Source organism: Yersinia rochesterensis (assembly GCF_003600645.1).
Lineage (GTDB): Bacteria > Pseudomonadota > Gammaproteobacteria > Enterobacterales > Enterobacteriaceae > Yersinia > Yersinia rochesterensis.
The window spans coordinates 741,073-761,274 of sequence record NZ_CP032482.1 but is presented as its reverse complement, the minus strand read 5'-3'; the positions used below and the strand labels follow the sequence as shown (position 1 = coordinate 761,274).

Sequence of the window (20,202 nt, the reverse complement as noted above, 5' to 3'; positions counted from 1 at the left end):
TTTGACGCTCCTGATTATTTATGGGTATGGCTAGCAGCCGTCGCACGGTAAGCTTCAATCAACTCAATAAAGTGATCAAACAGCGGGGCGGCATCGTGCGGCCCAGGACTGGCTTCCGGGTGACCTTGGAAACTGAATGCTGCTTTATCAGTGCGGTGAATCCCTTGCAGGGAACCATCGAACAAAGAAACGTGTGTAGTGCGCAAGTTAGATGGCAATGTGCTTTCATCGACAGCAAAACCGTGGTTCTGCGCGGTGATCATCACACAATCAGCACCCAAATCTTTCACCGGATGGTTGCCACCATGATGACCAAATTTCATTTTGATGGTTTTTGCGCCGCTAGCCAATGCCAGCAGTTGATGACCTAAACAGATGCCAAACACCGGAATGTCGGTTTCGAGGAAGCGTTTAATCGCCGCGATGGCATAATCGCATGGCTCTGGGTCACCAGGGCCGTTGGATAAGAAAATGCCATCTGGATTGAGCTTCAGAACCTCTTCAGCCGGGGTCTGGGCCGGAACCACCGTCAGGCGGCAACCGCGATCAACCAACATGCGCAGAATATTGCGTTTTACACCGTAGTCATAAGCCACAACATGGAATGGCAGGTCTTCCGCTGGCTTCGCCGCAGGTAAGTCACCTTCCAGAGTCCAGCTACCTTGCAGCCAGTGATAAGCTTCTTTGGTGGTAACTTCCTTGGCCAGATCCATCCCTTTCAAACCGGGGAATGCTTTGGCTTTTTCCAGCGCCAGCGCAGCATCAGATAAGTCACCCACAATAATACAGCCGTTTTGAGCGCCCTTCTCGCGCAGCAACCGTGTCAGCTTACGCGTATCGATATCTGCAATCGCAACAATGTTGTGACGCTTGAGATACTCAGCTAAGCCTTCTTCATTACGATAGTTGCTGGCAATCAATGGCAGGTCGCGAATAACAAGACCTTGGGCGTGTACTGCGGAGGATTCTTCATCGGAGGCATTAGTGCCGACATTGCCGATATGAGGATAAGTAAGAGTGACGATCTGGCGGGAGTAGGAAGGATCAGTAAGGATTTCTTGATAACCGGTCATCGACGTATTGAAGACCACTTCCCCCACTGCCGTACCTTCTGCCCCGATGGCCCGACCGTGAAATTGGGTTCCGTCTTCGAGAACCAATAGCGCTGACTTAATCAAAACATCCTCCAGGGAATAAACAGTCACATTATTTGCATATTAATTCATATCTAGCGATCTAAATCAATGCAAAAACCGCCCTCAGAGCCAATTTTTGGCAAATTGGGCGCATTTTAATGATGAGTGACGCTTTTGTCTAGCCAAAGTGCCTTTTTTTCTCTGTTTTTTACCGTTTTCATTGAAATGAGTGGATTGTAGTGGCAAAAACACATGCTAACTTAACATAGTAAACGGTTGCGAGGGTAAGTGACTGGAAAAAATCGTTCTGGCGTAATGAAATCAAACATTATCACTTAATAGAGAGAGGAAAAGATAAAAAAAAGTGAGAAAACACAATAAAAAACAGGATAATGATAATAAAATAAATCAAATCCATTATTTACAACAAGTATAAAAAAGGACAATAAAATATTGCCCTGTTATCATATGATTATGATAAAAACAACCACATCACGGGTTGTGCTTTACACCTTTAAAGTTCGTTCAAATTCAGCACATCGCGCATATCAAACAAACCATTATCACGCTCAGAGACCCAAATGGCAGATTTAACCGCTCCATTGGCAAAAGTCATACGGCTAGTGGCTTTGTGAGTGATTTCTACTCGCTCGCCGATATCAGCAAACATCGCCGTATGCTCGCCCACAATGTCACCCGCGCGCACGGTGGCGAAGCCGATAGTGCCGGGTTTGCGCTCTCCAGTGTGGCCTTCGCGGGTATAAACCGCGCAATCTTTCAGTGAGCGCCCTAAAGATTCAGCTATCGCCTCCCCCATGGCCAACGCGGTACCTGACGGCGCATCAACTTTATGGCGATGATGCGCTTCAATAATTTCGATATCAGTGTAATCGCCCATGACTTTGGCCGCTTTTTCAAGCAGCTTAAGCACCACATTGACCCCAACACTGAAGTTAGCGGCGAACACAATGCCAATATCAGATGCCGCGGCACTGATGGCGGCTTTGCCGGCATCATCAAAACCGGTTGTTCCAATCACCATGGCCTTGCTATGTGTATGACAAATCGCTAAATGTTCCAGAGTGCCCTCTGGCCGCGTAAAGTCGATCAAAACATCAAAATGATCGATTACTTTAGATAAATCATCACTTACTGTGATATCTAGCAATCCTACTCCGGCCAGTTCACCCGCATCACTTCCCACCAAGGTGGACCCCGCGCGCTCTACAGCAGCCCCCAATACAACACCTTTAGTCTGTGTAATGGCCTGGATAAGTTGCCGGCCCATACGGCCACCCGCGCCAACGACGGCGATACGAATTGTTGAATCAGTCATGAGTTCTCCCAATATTGTGTCATCTACCCTGACAAGGTTTCAGATTAGCCGCCCGCCATGCACTCTGCCAGCCTATTTAATCTGTATTAGAAAAAAATGATATACGCTCACTTTTATCAGTGAAACCACTTAATTCCTTATATAATACTCGGTAACACTTCATCTGGCGTCCTGTGGTTATTTCGCATATTCATGCAGTTATGGCGAAATACACCCATAAAAAAGCAGCCACTTAGGGCTGCTTGATATTGCCGATTAACACCTAACTGAAATCAGTCGACCTGCTTAACCTCAACACGCAATTCTTTTGGCACTTCAAAAATGATATTTTCTTCACGGCCACGCAGTTCAACAGACGCATCCGCACCGAGATCTTTCAAGCGAGCAATGACTTGCTGTACCAGAATATCCGGTGCCGAAGCGCCAGCCGTCACACCAATACATGCCGCATCCTGTAACCAGGACTCTTGGATATCAGCTGCAGAATCAATCAGATATGCCGCTTTCCCCATGCGCTGCGCAAGCTCAGCCAAGCGGTTCGAGTTGGACGAGTTTTTCGACCCTACCACCAAAACCACATCGGCATCATTCGCCAAATTCCGTACCGCTTCTTGCCGGTTGGTTGTGGCATAGCAGATATCATCTTTACGCGGGCCGATAATCTTCGGGAAACGCTGGCGCAAGGCATCAATCACGGCGGAAGTATCATCAACTGACAAAGTGGTCTGGGTCATAAAGCAGAGGTTATTCTCGTCTTTAATGTTCAGTTTCCAAACATCATCAGGTGACTCGACCAAATACATCCCCCCTTTCGGGTTGTTATATTGGCCCATAGTCCCTTCCACTTCCGGATGGCCAGCATGGCCTATCAGGATAGCTTCTTTCCCTTTGCGACTGGCTCGAGCAACTTCCATATGAACTTTAGTGACCAATGGACAGGTTGCATCAAACAGCATCGTCAATTCGCGCGCGCGCGCCTCGGCACGAACAGCCTGTGACACACCATGGGCCGAGAAAATCAAAATGGAACCATCAGGTACCTCAGAGATATCCTCGATAAAAATAGCCCCGCGATCGCGCAGGCTATCAACCACATAGCGATTATGCACCACTTCATGGCGCACATAAATTGGCGCGCCGTACATTTCGATCGCGCGTTCAACAATACTGATAGCCCGATCAACTCCGGCACAAAAGCCGCGTGGATTAGCCAGCAATATCTGCATGCATAGCCTCCTGTTGGGGGTCAATCTCCAGCACTTCAATATCAAAGCTGACGACATGCCCGGCCAACGGGTGATTAAAATCAACAGTAATGGACTCTTCTGCTACTTCCCGCACTACGCCCGGCATTTCACTGCCATCACGGGAGGTAAACAGCATAATAGTGCCCGCATCCGGTACGCCAGTTTGCGCAAAGTCACGCTGTGTAAAGTACTGAATCAAATCAGGACTTTCCAAGCCAAATGCATCTTCAGGTTGTAAAGTAAAAGTGTGTTTATCACCCACTGTCAAACCAATTAACTGTTGCTCCAGCGCGTCGCTTAGGCTGTTATCGCCTAAGCGGAATAGCGCGGGCTTCCCGTGAATATGGGTAGATTCGGCCGTTGAGCCATCTTCCAATTTCAGAGTGAAATGCACTAATACGGCACTACTGTTTTGTACAAAATGGTCTTGTACTTGATGACTTTCTACCTGTTCAGACATATCACTCCCCTTTATTCATCGCGGTTTTTTCAGCCGGGCTTAAGAAGCCTTCAAAGATAACCAGCGCAGCACCGATACAGATGGCGGTATCGGCGAAGTTAAATGTTGGGAAATGCCAGTTATTGACGTGAAAATCGATAAAATCGATTACCGCGCCATGTACCATACGATCAAATAAGTTACCTAATGCCCCACCAATAATTAGGGCATAAGCGCAATTAAGCAGACGTTGTTTGGCCGTAGACCGATACATCATCACCATCAATAGGACTGAAATACCGATAGCTATCCCTGCAAAGAACCAACGCTGCCAGCCGCTTTTATCCGCAAGGAAGCTAAATGCCGCGCCAAAATTCTGCGCGTAGGTCAGGTTGAAAAAAGGAATCAGTGGCACGGACTCATACAGTGCAAAGTGGGTCATAACCCACTGTTTGCTGCCGAGATCCACAATCACCACCAGTACAGCCAGCCATAACCAGCGCAATCCGGTCGAACAAATAGGTTTACTCATCAGGCGTACTTACGCTCTTCGCCGTCTCCGGCAACGTTAGTGACACAGCGGCCGCACAATTCAGCATGTTCCGCCACCAAACCGACATCCTGAGTGTAATGCCAGCAACGCGGGCACTTCTCACCGTCAGCTTTATTAAAGGTAATTTTCAGCCCAGAGATTAGCTCGCTTTGCTGCGCATCATCACCGGCATCAGCATAATCTGCGACTTTCGCAGCCGATGTCAGCAACACAAAACGCAGCTCATCTTGCAAGCTGTTCAAACGCGCTGCCAATTCAGGTGTGGCAAACAAAGTCACGGCAGCTTCCAGCGAACCACCGATACGTTTATCGCTACGGGCTTGCTCCAACACCTTATTCACTTCGCCGCGAACTTTTAACAGCTCGGCCCAGAAAGTATCGTTCATACTCTCATCGCCCGCCAACCCGAACAGCCCCTCATACCACTCTTCAGTAAAGACATACTGCGGGCGCTCACCTGGCAGTTGGTTCCAGATTTCATCTGCGGTGAATGACATAATTGGTGCCATCCAGCGAACCAATGCTTCTGCAATATGGAACAGCGCGGTCTGGCAACTACGACGGGCAACACTGTCGCCTTTGGCGGTGTATTGACGGTCTTTAATGATATCGAGGTAGAAAGAACCCATCTCGACCGAACAGAACTGCATCAAACGCTGCACAACTAAGTGGAAATCGTAATTTTCGTACGCTTCCATGATCTCGGCTTGTGCGGCTTGCGCGCGGCCCACGGCCCAGCGGTCTACCACCACCATCTCTTCTGAGGCCACCTGATGCAATGCTGGATCGAAGCCATTAAGGTTAGCCAGCAAGAAACGCGCGGTGTTACGGATACGGCGATAAGAGTCCGCAGAGCGCTTCAGGATTTCATCAGAAACCGCGATTTCGCCAGTGTAATCGGTAGAAGCCACCCACAAACGCAGGATATCGCCACCCAATTTGTTCATGACATCTTGCGGGCTGATGGTATTACCGATGGACTTGGACATTTTACGCCCCTGACCATCAACGGTGAATCCATGAGTCAATACCTGACGATAAGGCGCTTTGCCTTTCATCGCGGTCGCAATCATCAATGAAGACATAAACCAGCCGCGGTGCTGGTCAGAACCTTCCAGATACATATCCGGGCTATGACCACCAAACTCTGGGCGGACGTCAACCACAGAAGAGTGGGTTGAACCGGAGTCAAACCACACATCCAATGTATCTGGCACTTTGACATAATCAGCAGCATCGGCACCTAAGATCTCAGCCGGGTCTAGATCCCACCATGCTTGAATGCCATCTTGTTCAACACGTTTGGCTACTTCTTCCATCAGCTCAGTGCTGCGCGGGTGAAGCGCTTCGGTCTCTTTATGAACAAACAGAGACATCGGCACACCCCAGGTACGCTGGCGCGAAATACACCAATCTGGGCGGTTTGCGACCATGGTTTCAATACGCGCCTGGCCCCACTCGGGGATCCACTGCACGCCTTTTATCTCTTCCAGCGACTGCTTGCGCAGACCTTTTTGATCCATACTGATGAACCACTGCGGTGTAGCACGGAAGATAATTGGCGTTTTGTGACGCCAGCAGCATGGGTAGCTGTGAACCAGTTTTTCAACTTTCAGCAATGCGCCTTTTTCGCGCAGCAGCTCAACAATCACATCGTTGGCTTTAAACACGAACATGCCGTCCAGCGTCGGGTAAGTCCCCGCCAAATAGCAGCCGTTCGGGCCGACCGGATTAGCCACTTCCAAACCGTATTTCTGACCAATAACAAAGTCATCCGGGCCGTGGCCAGGGGCGGTATGAACTGCGCCGGTACCGGCATCCAGTGTTACGTGATCGCCCAAGATTGCTGGGACATCAAAGCCCATAAACGGATGATTGAAGCGCAGCAGTTCCAGATCAGAACCTTTGCAACTGCCTAATACCGTCCATTCCGTAATGCCAGCGCGCTTCATAACGCTTTCAACCAGATCTTCCGCCAGAATCAGGTATTCGCCTTGGATCTGTACAAGCTGATAAATGTATTCAGCATTCAGTGAAATGGCGCGGTTCGCTGGCAAAGTCCACGGCGTGGTGGTCCAAATAACCAGTGAAATCGGGCCGTTAGCATTTGCTGCACCGAATTTAGCGCACACTGCAGCCACATCGACCGCGTTAAAACGCACATCAATGGAGGGGGAGGTTTTATCGTAATATTCAACTTCGGCTTCAGCCAGTGACGAGCCGCAGTCTGTACACCAATGCACTGGCTTCGCGCCTTTGTGCAAGTGGCCGTTATCAATGATTTTGCTTAATGCGCGAATGATATTGGCTTCAGTTTTGAAATCCATCGTCAGATAAGGATGGTCCCAATCGCCCAACACACCCAAGCGGATGAAATCTTTCTTCTGGCCTTCGACCTGCTCAGCTGCGTATTTACGGCACGCAGTACGGAATTCCGCGGCGCTGACTTTTTCGCCTGGCTTACCAATTAATTGTTCAACTTTTAACTCGATCGGCAAACCATGGCAGTCCCAACCTGGAATATAAGGTGAGTCGTAGCCAGCCATTCCTTTCGATTTAACAATAATATCTTTGAGAATTTTGTTAACAGAGTGACCAATGTGAATGTTGCCGTTCGCATAAGGAGGGCCGTCGTGCAAAATAAAGGTCTTTTTACCCTTCTTGGCCGTACGAATAATCCCGTACAGATCCTGCTCATACCAACGTTTCAGCATGTCAGGTTCACGCTTAGCCAGATCGCCGCGCATCGGGAACCCTGTTTCAGGCAAATTCAGGGTATTCTTGTAGTCACTCATTAGATTCTCGGTTCCGTTTCGGCTAGAAATATTAAACCGGTGTCTTTAGCCCGAAAAATGTTCGGGCCGTCACCACATCATGGGCGATTTGCTGCTTCAAAGCATCGAGCGAAGCAAAACGCTGTTCGTTGCGCAGTTTCGCGCGGAGCACCACATCAATATGACGCCCATAAAGATCCATAGTTATATCAAGCAGATGAACCTCTAGCTGCTGGCGGACACCAGCAACGGTAGGCCGAGTGCCAATATTGGCAACACCGGGCAATGGCTTTGGACCTAAGCCATACACATCAACCGCATACACTCCTTTTACGGGAGCAACTAAACGTTTTAACGGCAAATTCGCCGTGGGGAAACCTATCGTCCGTCCCAGTTCGTCCCCGTGAACCACTCGGCCGGAAATACTGTATGGGTGACCCAGCAATGTCTCAGCCAACACCAAATTGTCGTCATGAAGTGCCTGACGAATCGCGGTGCTGCTAATGCGCAGACCACCATCACAAAAGCTGTCAGTGCTGATGACATCAAAGCCAAACTCAGCACCCGCTTGTTGTAATAGCTGAAAATCCCCCTGACGCTCTGCGCCAAAGCGGAAATCATCGCCAACAGTTAAAAACTTAACACCCAACTTCTCTACCAGCAACTTAGCAACAAAAGCTTGCGCAGTAATAGCAGCAAAACGCGGATCAAATTTAACGCACAATAAATAGTCAACACCGGCATCGCTCAGATATCTGGCTTTATCGCGTAAACGCGTCAGTCGAGCCGGTGCTTTATCCGCTGCAAACAATTCCAGTGGTTGCGGTTCAAATATCATCACCATAACGGGCAGCCCCAAGCGCTGACCTTCGCGCTTTAACTGCTCCAATAAGGCCTGATGTCCGCGATGGACACCATCAAAGTTACCGATAGTTAGCACGCAACCATGGTGGCGTGCCCGGATATTATGTATACCGCGAATTAGCTCCATAGCTGGCTCAAAACAGTGGAAATCGCCGGATTATACCTTGTACCGCGGTTAAGGTTAACCCGCGATTGGTACCTTTAACCGAAAGTCATGCCATTTTGCTAAAAATACGCAGGTAAAATCCCTTTTACTCACTTTATCCTGTAGAATACGCACGCCGTTGAATACAGAAGCAGGCTGAGATTTTTACAAGAACCACCGTCGAATCCCTTCGAGGCAGTGAACTGTGGAATTTTCTTTCGAAAGACTGTATTCCGCAGCGCGAAGCTGGTAAAATCCCGCTCCATCACAACGTAGCAAGTGCCGCCCGTACAAACGGCGCTTATTTGCACAAATCCATTGACAAACGAAGGCTAAAAGGGCATATTCCTCGGCCTTTGAATTGTCCTCAATAGAATATATTTGGGAGTTGGACCTTGGCTAATATCAAATCAGCTAAGAAACGCGCCGTACAGTCTGAGAAACGCCGCAAGCATAACGCTAGCCGTCGCTCAATGGTGCGTACCTTCATTAAGAAGGTGTATGCGGCAATCGCAGCTGGCGATAAAGACGCAGCGCAAAAAGCATTTAATGAGATGCAACCAATCGTGGATCGTCAGTCCTGTAAAGGTCTGATCCACAAAAACAAAGCAGCGCGCCATAAGTCAAACTTAGTAGCGCAAATCAACGCAATGCAGTAATTGCATTATGTTGGCTGCTTCGTAAAAAGACCGGCCTAGGCCGGTTTTTTTATATCTAAAATTTGGCTAACTCATCAAATCGTAAAGCTAATGCTAGCTACGAATAGCTGATAGCTATGCCACTTACGATTCGAATCAATCGGTTTAACCGCTAAAAAGTGCGGAAAAATCCTTGTTACATACCCGCTGCACCGCAGGATGTTGAATCATGCGCTCGGCAAAAATAACGTAATACTCTTCCTGCACATTATCTAAACGGCCAATTTCTACAATTTCGTCATCTTTGGCATAGGTATCTGCGGCATACAGAGTTGGCGCAACGAAAATAGCATTGTTATAGATAGCAAAGGCTTTCATCAACGCCGCGTCATCAAATTCTCCCAGAATTTCCACTTGTAGGCCTTTGCTGTTAATCCAGTTTAATAATTTACGCCCCAACATTGAACGGCGACCGGGCACCAACAAACGTTTTTGTTGCAAACAAGCCGGGAAAGGCAAATCTGGAATGGGCTGGCGACAATAAAAACTCACACTACATTCGCCAAGCTTCACCGAAAATAGCCCCTCTTGCTGACTGGAATCCACCGGGCAATCAGACAGTATCATGTCCAACTTATGCTGACTTAATTGCTCCAGCAGCATTTCGTGGGTCGATTCAAAACAGCGTAAATGAATTTTTTCATGATCCACCACGGCAGTTTCCAGCACCTGGCTAACCAAGCGCTTGGATAAAGCATCAGCAACGCCAACATCAAATAACAAGTTAGATTCTTTACGATAGTTAACGATATCAAGCATTTCATGGCTGAGCATGAACATCTTATCAGCATAGCGAAAGACCAATTGCCCCAATTCTGATGGCACCAGCCCACGCCCCTGGCGCTTAAACAATTTACCGCCCAGACGCTCTTCCAATGCTTTAATTTGCCCGGTAATCGTTTGTGGCGTCAAAAACAGAGCCTCAGCCGCGCCTACGACAGAGCCTTCCTTGCAGACCTGCCAAAAATAATAAAGATGATTGAAATTGATGTGCGACATTCGCATGTTGTTATCTCCTTAACATATCGGCGAGCTATAAACTCGTCATACTTCAAGCTGCATATGCGTTGGCTGCTCTTGCTCACCCGAATCACTTATCTGTGTAAGCTCATCAGGATTCACTCAATTGCCGCCTTCCTGCAACTCGAATTATTTAGAGTAGATACAGCCCTATGCACGACTAAACATTCCCTGTTCCGAGACTTAGCCTAGAAATCCATCAGGTAGAACGCCAGTACCTTGACGAGCGGTACTGGCCATTCAAATATTAATCAATAAGTTATTTCTTCTTTGCCGGCAAAGCCAGGCGCAACAAGCTATAACCCACAATAGCTGCGGTGGTGGAACCTAGTAATATGCCCAACTTAGAATAGGTAAGCAAAGCAAGATCGGCCCCATCGAATGCCAGCGAGGCAATAAATATCGACATAGTAAAGCCGATACCGCATAACACTGACACCGCAAAAATTTGCTTAAAGTTGATGGCATCGGGCAGTTTAGCAATCCCTAACTTAACCGCGAGCCAACTAAAGAGAAAAATCCCCAGTGGTTTACCAATAAACAGGCCGCTCGCAATCCCCAAAGGCAATAGCGATGTCAATCCAGCGATTGAAACGCCTTGCAACGAAACTCCCGCATTGGCAAAAGCAAATAACGGCAGAATCAAATAGGCAACCCACGGGTGCAAACCATGCTCCAATGATTCCGAAGGCGAGCGCTTATCTTTGGTGTGCAGCGGGATCATAAAGCCGACAATCACACCAGCTAAGGTCGCGTGTACTCCTGATTTAAGAATACAGACCCACAGAACCAATCCGACCAGCAGATAGGCGGATGTTTTCCCCACCCCACGCCAGTTCATATAGCCCAGCAAAGCAATAGCGGCGGCGGCAATCCCTAAAGCTTGCAGAGAAACCTCATGGGTATAGAACAATGCAATAATAATGATGACGCCCAGGTCATCAATAATGGCCAATGCCAGTAAAAAGACTTTTAGGCTGGTTGGAACCCGGTTCCCCAGTAATGCCATCACACCCAATGCAAAAGCAATATCGGTTGCAGCTGGAATTGCCCAACCTTGGCGAGTGACTTCATCAGCCCCATTAAACAGTAGATAAATCAAGGCCGGGGCGAGCATACCGCCCAAAGCAGCAATCGCCGGAAAAACGGCTTTATCGCGCCCCGCCAGTGAGCCTTCCATCAGCTCCCGTTTAACTTCCAAGCCGACAACCAAGAAGAATACGGCCATTAAGCCATCATTAATCCACAACAGCAGCGGTTTGCTGATATCCAGTGACGCAATTTTTATCGATACCGGGACATCTAAAAATGATTGATAAGCCCCTTGAAGAGCGCTGTTAGCCATAAATAAGGCGACGATGGCGGCAAAAATTAAAATCAGACCGCCCGCGGCCTCTTGGCGTAAAAATTGACGAATAATGTTTGTCACAATGAATAGCTCCTTACATCAGACAATGAGCTGCTGCTCGACAAATCAATTCATGAATTTTAGGATAACCCTTAACTCGAAAAAAGTCGTTTTTATGGCAAGTAATACTCGAAAAAACCGATCAATTGAGCATATGCATCACATATTTTTACACCAAATAATGAAAAAAAATCCCCGATATTTATCGAGGATTTTTAATTTTCATTTTTATTAGCAGGTTAACTGCTTAGCCATGATTAGCGGGTCAAGTCATCAAAGAATTTCTTAACACCGTCTAAAAAGCTTTTAGAGCGAGGGCTGTTTTTCTCACCCGCAGCGCCAACAAAACTTTCTTCCAGTTCGCGCAGTAATTGTTTCTGTTTTTCACTTAGGTGGACTGGAGTCTCAACTACAACGCGGCAGAGCAAGTCACCTTGGCTACCACCACGAACAGATTTAACCCCTTTCCCGCGCATACGGAACAGTTTGCCGGTTTGCGTTTCCGCAGGCACTTTCAGTTTAACGCGGCCATCCAACGTCGGGACTTCAATCTCGCCACCTAAGGCCGCCATAGCGAAGTTAATCGGCACTTCACAATACAGATTATTGCCTTCACGTTCGAAGATTGGGTGCGCTTTAACCTGTACCTGAACATATAAATCGCCTGCTGGTGCGCCGTGTTCGCCGGCTTCACCTTCACCACTTAAACGAATGCGGTCACCGGTATCAACGCCCGCCGGAATTTTAACCGACAGTGTTTTTGATTTCTCAACGCGACCATGCCCATGACATTTGTTGCACGGATCTTTAATAATTTGGCCGCTGCCATGACAAGTCGGACACGCCTGTTGTACGGTGAAGAAACCTTGGCGCATATGCACCTGACCTGCACCACGGCAAGTCGAGCAAGTCACTGGTGAGCTGCCCGGTTTAGCACCGCTACCATGGCAAACATCACATTCATTTAGCGTTGGGATGCGGATTTCTTTGGTTACACCGCGCACCGCTTCTTCCAGTGTCAGATCCATGTTATAGCGCAAATCTGAACCACGGGAAGCTCGCTGACGACGGCCACCGCCGAAGATATCACCGAAAACATCACCAAAAATATCGCTAAAATCAGCACCGCCACCACCAAAACCACCGCCGCCCATGCCACCTTGTTCAAAGGCTGCATGACCATACTGATCATATGCTGCGCGCTTTTGTGGGTCGGTCAAAATTTCATAGGCTTCTTTAACTTCTTTGAAATTTTCGCCGGTATCGTTCTCATCCTGATTACGGTCCGGATGATACTTTACTGCCAGGCGTTTATAGGCCTTTTTGATTTCACGTTCATCGGCACCCTTTGCAACGCCTAAAACCTCGTAATAATCTCTCTTCGCCATTCTCTTTTTTTCCTACCCTTAACATGCGTGCACGGGCGTAGAGTTTCCTCGACGCCCGTGCTGGTTCCCAGCAACAGTAAGGCCTACTGTTGCAGTGCCCGCTTAAGGGCTATTATTTTTTGTCTTTTACTTCTTCGAATTCGGCGTCTACGACGTCGTCTTCTTTCTTAGCACTGGTATCACCAGCATCACCGCCTGCGGCTGCTTGCTGCTGCTGAGCCATTTCCAGCAATTTGCCAGAAACTTGCACCAGAGCCTGAGTTTTGGCTTCGATCTCAGCTTTATCTTCGCTTTTCAAAGCCGCTTCCAGCGCTTTCACTGCATCTTCGATGACAGTTTTGTCTTCTGCTGGCAGTTTGTCACCGGCTTCTTCCAACTGTTTACGAGTACCGTGAATCAGGTGGTCAGCTTGGTTACGAGTCTGTACCAGTTCTTCAAACTTACGGTCTGCTTCAGCGTTTGCTTCAGCATCGCGAACCATTTTCTGGATTTCTTCCTCGTTCAAACCAGAAGATGCCTTGATGGTAATCTTCTGCTCACGACCGGTATTTTTGTCTTTAGCAGACACATGCAAAATACCATCGGCGTCGATATCGAAGGTCACTTCGATTTGCGCCATGCCGCGAGGTGCCGCCTGGATACCATCCAGATTGAACTGCCCCAGAGACTTGTTATCCTGAGCACGTTTACGCTCACCCTGAAGCACATGGATGGTTACCGCAGACTGATTGTCTTCCGCAGTAGAGAACACCTGGCTGTGCTTAGTTGGGATAGTGGTGTTTTTGGTGATAAGCGGAGTCATCACACCACCCATGGTTTCAATACCCAGTGACAGTGGAGTCACGTCCAACAACAAAACGTCTTTCACTTCACCAGACAGAACACCACCCTGCACTGCCGCACCAATAGCTACAGCTTCATCTGGGTTAACGTCTTTACGTGGTTCTTTACCGAAGAAATCAGCTACTTTTTTCTGAACCATTGGCATACGAGTCTGACCACCGACCAGGATAACGTCCTGGATATCGGAAACAGACAAGCCAGCATCCTGCAGAGCCACTTTCAGTGGTTCAATAGAACGGTTGACCAAATCTTCTACCAGTGACTCCAACTTAGCGCGGGTCACTTTGATGTTCATGTGTTTTGGACCGCTACCATCAGCCGTAATGTACGGCAGGTTAACGTCGGTCTGTTGAGCGGAAGACAGCTCAATTTTTGCTTTTTCAGCGGCTTCTTTCAGGCGCTGCATGGCCAGTGGATCGGTACGCAGATCCATACCCTGGTCTTTCTTGAATTCATCAACCAGATAGTTGATCAGGCGGCTATCGAAGTCTTCGCCCCCCAAGTGGGTATCACCGTTGGTTGCCAGAACTTCAAAGGTTTTTTCGCCGTCGACTTCATCGATTTCGATAATTGAGATATCGAAAGTACCACCACCGAGGTCATAAACCGCGATAGTACGGTTACCGACTTCTTTGTCCAAACCATAAGCCAATGCAGCCGCTGTTGGTTCGTTAATGATACGTTTTACTTCCAGACCTGCGATACGGCCAGCATCTTTAGTTGCCTGACGCTGAGCATCGTTAAAGTATGCAGGTACAGTGATAACCGCTTCAGTAACTGGTTCACCCAGAAAATCTTCAGCTGTTTTCTTCATTTTCTTCAGCACTTCAGCAGAAATCTGCGGCGGTGCAACTTTCTGGCCTTTTACTTCAACCCACGCATCACCATTGTCAGCTGCCACGATTTTGTACGGCATGATGTCTTTATCACGCTGTGCTTCTTCGTCCTGGAAACGACGGCCAATCAAACGCTTGATCGCAAACAGTGTATTTTGCGGGTTAGTAATAGCCTGACGTTTAGCCGGTTGACCAACCAGAATCTCACCATCTTGGGTATAAGCAATAATAGAAGGCGTGGTGCGATCGCCTTCGCTGTTCTCCAGCACACGTGCTTTAGTACCATCCATAATTGCTACACAAGAGTTGGTAGTACCCAAGTCGATACCAATAATTTTACCCATCTAAAACGCCTCCACTAAAAAGTCATATTCGGTCAAGTTACTAATCTATATGTGGGCGAATTGTTGATTTTCAACTGCCCGTATTTTCATAATCAATGCTTTCATACCCAGCATTCTGCTGATGTATGTCTCCATTGAAGAGTAATTAGTCCCTGCGGTTGGAAATAAGATGGGGCCACGAAACGCAGCATCAAGGGGGGAGATGAAAAAAAATTACTTTTTATTACTCTCCAGATCATTGTTTCCAACCGCGCGGATCATTATGATGCCGCGCGCACTGAGGGATATCGACGACTTCTTGGTCATTCAGGCGATTTATACTTATTCGGATAATTATCCATTTTTTTTAGCATTCTGTTACTTGCAGAGGACTTATGAACACCACCAAGTTGGCGAATCCTGGCCCATTAGGCCTGATGGGTTTTGGGATGACTACCGTCTTGCTTAACCTGCACAATGCAGGCTTCTTCCCTTTAACCTCTGTTATTTTGAGTATGGGGATTTTTTATGGCGGTTTGGCACAAATTCTGGCAGGTATGCTGGAGTATAAGAAAGGCAATACTTTTGCTGCAACTGCATTTACCTCATATGGCGCATTTTGGCTGAGCCTGGTCGGTTTGCTGATGTTACCCAAAATGGGTCTGGCAGAAGCCACCGACGCACAGTTCCTCGGCGTTTATTTAGGTCTATGGGGTATCTTCACACTGTTTATGTTCTTCGGTACCTTGCCAGCGAACCGCGCTTTGCAGTTTGTTTTCGGTAGCCTGACGCTACTGTTTGCTCTGTTGGCGGTCGGTAACTTCACCGGCAACCATTCGCTGCTGGTTTTCGCCGGTTTCGAAGGCATTATTTGTGGTGCCAGCGCTATTTACCTGGCCATGGCTGAAGTTTTGAACGAACAATATGGCCGTACGGTCCTGCCAATTGGTGAACCAAACCAGACTTTGCATGTGCAATCTGTAGCTTAATTACAGTCCACTGAGAAAGTTTATATTTAATGACACTCTGAACATTTATATTCAGAGTGTTTTTTTATATCTATACATTAGTTCTAAAAAATAAATAGCCTCATTAAAATCAATACAATAAAATAATAAATAAGAACAATAAAAATAAATAATGTGAAGAGGGATAGCATCATATAACATCGCCCCCTATAGATAACGCAATGCCTAAAATTAAGGATTCGCCTATGCGAATAGTCATAAAACTATTAATAATGATTGTATCAATAATATCGCAACCAGCCTATTCATATAAAGCTAAAGTTTGTTTTTATGAACTAGCGGATTTTGGTGGAGAATCATTTTGCTCCGCAGAAAGTGAATCAAACTCAGTTTTCAATGATGGTTTTAATAATAAAATAGAATCAATCTCTGTCCCGCCCGGGATGATTGTGACCCTTTATGATGGCGTCGATTTTTCTGGAAAAAAAACAACATTAAAGAATGATATTAATCTGCCAGAATTAAAGTTATCTGGGTTATATAACACAATAAACTCATACGAAATAGAACCTGCCATCTGTTTTTATACAGAAGATAAATTCCAAGGGGATAGCACCTGTTTAGCATCAAACCAACAGATAGATTTATATAATGATAGCGAACCCCTCATTGAGTCTGGCCGAGAAGTATTACCCATTCATAATGATAGTATTAAATCCATAACAGTCCCCCAAGGAATGATGGCTAAGATATATAAGAATGATAATTTCCATTCTCCTTTTTTTTCATTAACAGAGAGCATGGCTAATCATAGCTTAAAAGCCCTACGAATGAGTGATGCCATTACTAGCATCAGAGTATCAAAAAATGAAGGCCTTAGTTGCGATCAACAATGCGTTATTAGCGACAGCTATAGAATAGATCTTATCGATGCTTTTGGTAAGTATTGGGATGACGAGCGTTTAAAAAACAAACAGATTCTACTTGTTTTTAACACAAGCGATCTTGGGGAACACGATAATTATACGCTTAATTTATATAACGGCCCGAACATTACTTTAAATAAAAGACAAATTATACTCTCTGATCATAAAATGACTAATAAATTTTATTTTGACCGTTATATTAATATCGATAATCTATCATTCATTATACAAATACAAAAAGATACGGTACAAACTCAATTCGTTCAAACACTGAAACATAACGTTGTGGATACGTCACCCATTATATCCTTTAATTGGGATTCCGAAACTAACATACAACCAGAAATAATAATAAATAACTTCAATGAAGATACTCCATTAATTCTTGAAAAATCGATACTTACCGCAGATACTGGTGATAAAAGATGGGAAAAAAGAGACTTAACACAAATAAGTCAGATCATCTGTTTTTTCACCCCTTTTTTGAATATCTATAATTATATTACGCAAGACAAGTGCCAACAATTGGATAGTATCGTATTCAGTGCGGATAAATTTTTTCACAGTAATACAAAAGGGAAAACATTACATATTGCAGGAAAGAGCACCCCACTAAAAAATAATGATTTTGTAGATAAAGAAATATCCGATAGCATAAGCAACAACATGAATCTCACTTATATCGACAACACAACTTATAGCCAATCCCTCAGCCTACCGGCCACAATAAAAGCTTGCAATATTTCTATCTATTCTATTCTGAGTTCACGCCAAATACGACAAGTAAGGCCTCCGTGCATAGACTGGACATTAGATATAATGACTGACTTCACTTTATTATTTGGCAATAGTTTAGAAACTTGGAATTCGGATTTCTTTGGTAGGGTGATAGACTCTACTATAAGAACAGGAAGCACTGGAGTTGCAGTGCAAAACACAGAGTTAGAAAGTCGATTAATTAAAAATATCAGAGAAAAGATAACAGATAACAGTCATGAAAACTCTATCAGAAATGTTAAAAGTGCTTTTGATTATGCACAACTGAGTTATATTAATTATAGTATTTATTACTCATCCAGTGAAAATCCGTCCGCAGTAGAACTATTACCACTTGGTATTTATGAGTTGTTACTCGATACCTTTATTTATACCCCAACAATACCAACCATTATGGAACAAGGTATTGCAGTAGAACACCCTGAATTAGAATTTGAAGTGGAAATTATCCCCACACTCTCTCCCGAGGAGGAAAAAAGACTGTCGGATATCGAAATTGCCAATTCACAAGCTATGCGAAAAAAACTCAGGGAAACAATAGCTCAATGGGGACAAGAGTATCAAGGCACTCATATGGAAGAAGCTAGCGCGGCCAGTGCGAGCGATACAAATACCTCACTCAGTAAACTGCTACATGCCGGACACATAGTTACCAGTATTATTCACCGTAGGTTACTCATTCAGCGTCCTGGGGAAATATATGTAGTCGTCAAATTGCGGGGACAAATTGTCACGATAATTGTCGCAGATAGGTTCAATAGTCGAAATGAGGTTGAACTAGTGGCATCTGCAACATTTCCAAATTTTGTATTATCACCCGATAGAGACGGAACAGTGAGAGGAGCAGGAACGGCTGCAGTCAGAGAATTGGCTCGATATTTACAGCAGCAAAGCGCCAGAACATTATATTCGGAAGTTATTTCCCAGCCCTCAGCTCGCGTTAAACAAAAGGTCGGATTTACGTTCATTGGGGCCGCTTTCAACGATGAATTATAAGAACATGAATATCGAAAGAGCTCATAATTTTTGAGCTCTTTTTATTAAAATTGGCTTTGTACTTATTTCTGAGCGGCCTTTACTCAGCCAAGGCTTTCTTTGACATCTGAATTTTCACATCACTATTAATATCATTGCGTAGATAGATTCCTAACAAGAATCCCACCAGCGATAACAACAACATGTAATACGCGGGGGCCATAGGAGTCACCTTCATCAATAAGGTCACCACGATAGGTGTCAACCCACCAAAAATGGCATACGCCACATTGTAGGAGAAAGAAATTCCAGTAAAACGAATCTCAGCCGGGAATGCGCGCACCATGACATATGGCACTGCGCCGACGATACCGACACAGAATCCAGCCAACATATAATGTGTAAATAACTGACCAGGGTCAGTCAGATTAGTATGATAAAACGACCATGTCGACACCGCCAACATCAGGCTACCAACAATAAAGGTTTTACTCGCACCGAAACGGTCAATAACAAGACCCGCAATCACACAACCAAATACCAACGCGACAATAGCCAGACTGTTTGCTTGTAATGCCAGTGCTGGCAGTACGCCGAATTGCTTCTGTAAATAAGTCGGGGTCATCAAGATAACGACTACGATACCGGCAGACAGCAACCAAGTCAGCAGCATCGAAACCACTATTTCTTTCTTATGATTGACCACCACAGATTTCAGTGGCAGCTCCTCAGCTAAAGTTTTACGTGCCTGCATTTCTTTAAAGATTGGGGTTTCCTGTAACCAACGGCGTAAATACATGGCGAACAAGCCGAAAATCCCGCCGAGGAAGAACGGTACACGCCAACCACCATCTAAAATAGCCTGAGGACTTAAGGTCGTGTTCATCGCAGTGGCCACCAGTGACCCCAGTAAGATCCCTGCCGTCAAACCCGCAGTTAAAGTACCGCAAGCAATACCAATGCGCCGACGCGGTACGTGTTCCGCGACAAATACCCATGCACCGGGAACTTCACCACCAATTGCCGCACCTTGCAATACGCGCATTAGCAGCAACAGCAGCGGAGCTGCAATGCCGATAGAAGCATACGTCGGCAGCATACCAATCGCGAGTGTTGGCAATGCCATTAATAGAATACTGAGAGTAAACATCTTCTTACGGCCAACCAAGTCACCAAAATGCGCCATGATAATGCCGCCCAGCGGACGCGCCAGGTAACCCGCCGCAAAAATACCGAATGTCTGTACCTGACGCAGCCACTCAGGCATATCGACTGGGAAGAAAAGATCGCCGATAACCGCAGCAAAGAAGACGAAAATAATGAAATCGTAAAACTCAAGCGCCCCACCTAACGCAGCCAAGGTGAGGGTTTTATAATCTTGCTTATTTAGCCGACGATTATGATTATCTTGTTGGGCAACATGAGGTTGCGATAAGTCGACTTGAGATAGACTGTGTTCTTGAGACATATGACACCGTAATAAACCAGAGTAGGGGAAGAAAAATATTTTCAGCTTTTTGTAAAGTAAATATGACTATACCGTACA

General features: G+C 46.1%; 15 protein-coding genes. 3 read left to right on the top strand and 12 right to left on the bottom strand.

Annotated elements, in window-relative coordinates; genetic code table 11:
* Positions 1 to 14 precede the first annotated feature (14 nt).
* The 7 genes from carA to ribF form a co-directional block, all read right to left on the bottom strand.
* Positions 15 to 1,178 (bottom strand): glutamine-hydrolyzing carbamoyl-phosphate synthase small subunit, encoded by a 1,164-nt coding sequence (gene carA / locus DXZ79_RS03580; RefSeq protein ID WP_038636400.1) that lies wholly within the window; start codon positions 1,176 to 1,178, stop codon positions 15 to 17.
* A 472-nt stretch (positions 1,179 to 1,650) separates the two neighbouring features.
* The gene (gene dapB, locus DXZ79_RS03575; RefSeq protein ID WP_038636403.1) at positions 1,651 to 2,472 is read right to left on the bottom strand and encodes a 4-hydroxy-tetrahydrodipicolinate reductase; all 822 of its coding nucleotides are present in this window, start codon (positions 2,470 to 2,472) and stop codon (positions 1,651 to 1,653) included.
* A gap of 272 nt (positions 2,473 to 2,744) precedes the next feature.
* Positions 2,745 to 3,698, bottom strand: coding sequence for a 4-hydroxy-3-methylbut-2-enyl diphosphate reductase (ispH, locus tag DXZ79_RS03570; RefSeq protein WP_038636406.1), 954 nt, complete (start codon positions 3,696 to 3,698; stop codon positions 2,745 to 2,747).
* Entirely contained in the window at positions 3,679 to 4,179 is a 501-nt protein-coding gene (gene fkpB / locus DXZ79_RS03565; protein WP_038636410.1) for an FKBP-type peptidyl-prolyl cis-trans isomerase, read from the bottom strand. Before fkpB ends, ispH begins: the two co-directional genes overlap by 20 nt.
* Position 4,180: 1 nt before the next feature.
* Positions 4,181 to 4,690: a signal peptidase II gene (lspA, locus tag DXZ79_RS03560; RefSeq protein WP_032820783.1), complete on the bottom strand. Its 510-nt coding sequence runs from the start codon at positions 4,688 to 4,690 to the stop codon at positions 4,181 to 4,183.
* Positions 4,690 to 7,506, bottom strand: coding sequence for an isoleucine--tRNA ligase (ileS, locus tag DXZ79_RS03555; protein WP_038636413.1), 2,817 nt, complete (start codon positions 7,504 to 7,506; stop codon positions 4,690 to 4,692). Before ileS ends, lspA begins: the two co-directional genes overlap by 1 nt.
* Positions 7,507 to 7,537: 31 nt before the next feature.
* Positions 7,538 to 8,476: a bifunctional riboflavin kinase/FAD synthetase gene (gene ribF / locus DXZ79_RS03550; RefSeq protein WP_038636415.1), complete on the bottom strand. Its 939-nt coding sequence runs from the start codon at positions 8,474 to 8,476 to the stop codon at positions 7,538 to 7,540.
* A 413-nt stretch (positions 8,477 to 8,889) separates the two neighbouring features.
* Between ribF and rpsT the strand changes: the two genes are divergently transcribed.
* The gene (gene rpsT, locus DXZ79_RS03535) at positions 8,890 to 9,153 is read left to right on the top strand and encodes a 30S ribosomal protein S20 (RefSeq protein WP_002220715.1); all 264 of its coding nucleotides are present in this window, start codon (positions 8,890 to 8,892) and stop codon (positions 9,151 to 9,153) included.
* A gap of 144 nt (positions 9,154 to 9,297) precedes the next feature.
* Here rpsT and nhaR read toward each other — a convergent pair whose 3' ends face one another.
* From nhaR to dnaK, 4 genes are all read right to left on the bottom strand, one after another.
* Positions 9,298 to 10,197, bottom strand: a complete 900-nt coding sequence (nhaR, locus tag DXZ79_RS03530; RefSeq protein WP_038636420.1) for a transcriptional activator NhaR — start codon at positions 10,195 to 10,197, stop codon at positions 9,298 to 9,300.
* 274 nt (positions 10,198 to 10,471) lie between these two features.
* Entirely contained in the window at positions 10,472 to 11,641 is a 1,170-nt protein-coding gene (nhaA, locus tag DXZ79_RS03525; protein WP_038636423.1) for a Na+/H+ antiporter NhaA, read from the bottom strand.
* A 236-nt stretch (positions 11,642 to 11,877) separates the two neighbouring features.
* Complete coding sequence (gene dnaJ / locus DXZ79_RS03520; RefSeq protein WP_038636426.1) at positions 11,878 to 13,008, bottom strand: molecular chaperone DnaJ; 1,131 nt, start codon at positions 13,006 to 13,008, stop codon at positions 11,878 to 11,880.
* A gap of 112 nt (positions 13,009 to 13,120) precedes the next feature.
* Complete coding sequence (dnaK, locus tag DXZ79_RS03515) at positions 13,121 to 15,031, bottom strand: molecular chaperone DnaK (RefSeq protein ID WP_050291585.1); 1,911 nt, start codon at positions 15,029 to 15,031, stop codon at positions 13,121 to 13,123.
* Positions 15,032 to 15,405: 374 nt separating this feature from the next.
* On the opposite strand from dnaK, the gene satP reads away from it, so the two are divergent.
* Positions 15,406 to 15,999 carry an acetate uptake transporter gene (satP, locus tag DXZ79_RS03510; protein ID WP_038636432.1) on the top strand — a complete coding sequence of 198 codons (594 nt, stop codon included), beginning with the start codon at positions 15,406 to 15,408 and terminating at the stop codon, positions 15,997 to 15,999.
* Positions 16,000 to 16,223: 224 nt separating this feature from the next.
* A complete protein-coding gene (locus tag DXZ79_RS03505) occupies positions 16,224 to 18,677 on the top strand; it encodes a peptidase inhibitor family I36 protein (protein ID WP_038636435.1) in 2,454 nt (817 codons plus the stop codon).
* 79 nt (positions 18,678 to 18,756) lie between these two features.
* On the opposite strand, the gene DXZ79_RS03500 is transcribed toward DXZ79_RS03505, so the two are convergent.
* Positions 18,757 to 20,124 (bottom strand): MFS transporter, encoded by a 1,368-nt coding sequence (locus DXZ79_RS03500; protein WP_038636439.1) that lies wholly within the window; start codon positions 20,122 to 20,124, stop codon positions 18,757 to 18,759.
* Positions 20,125 to 20,202 lie beyond the last annotated feature (78 nt).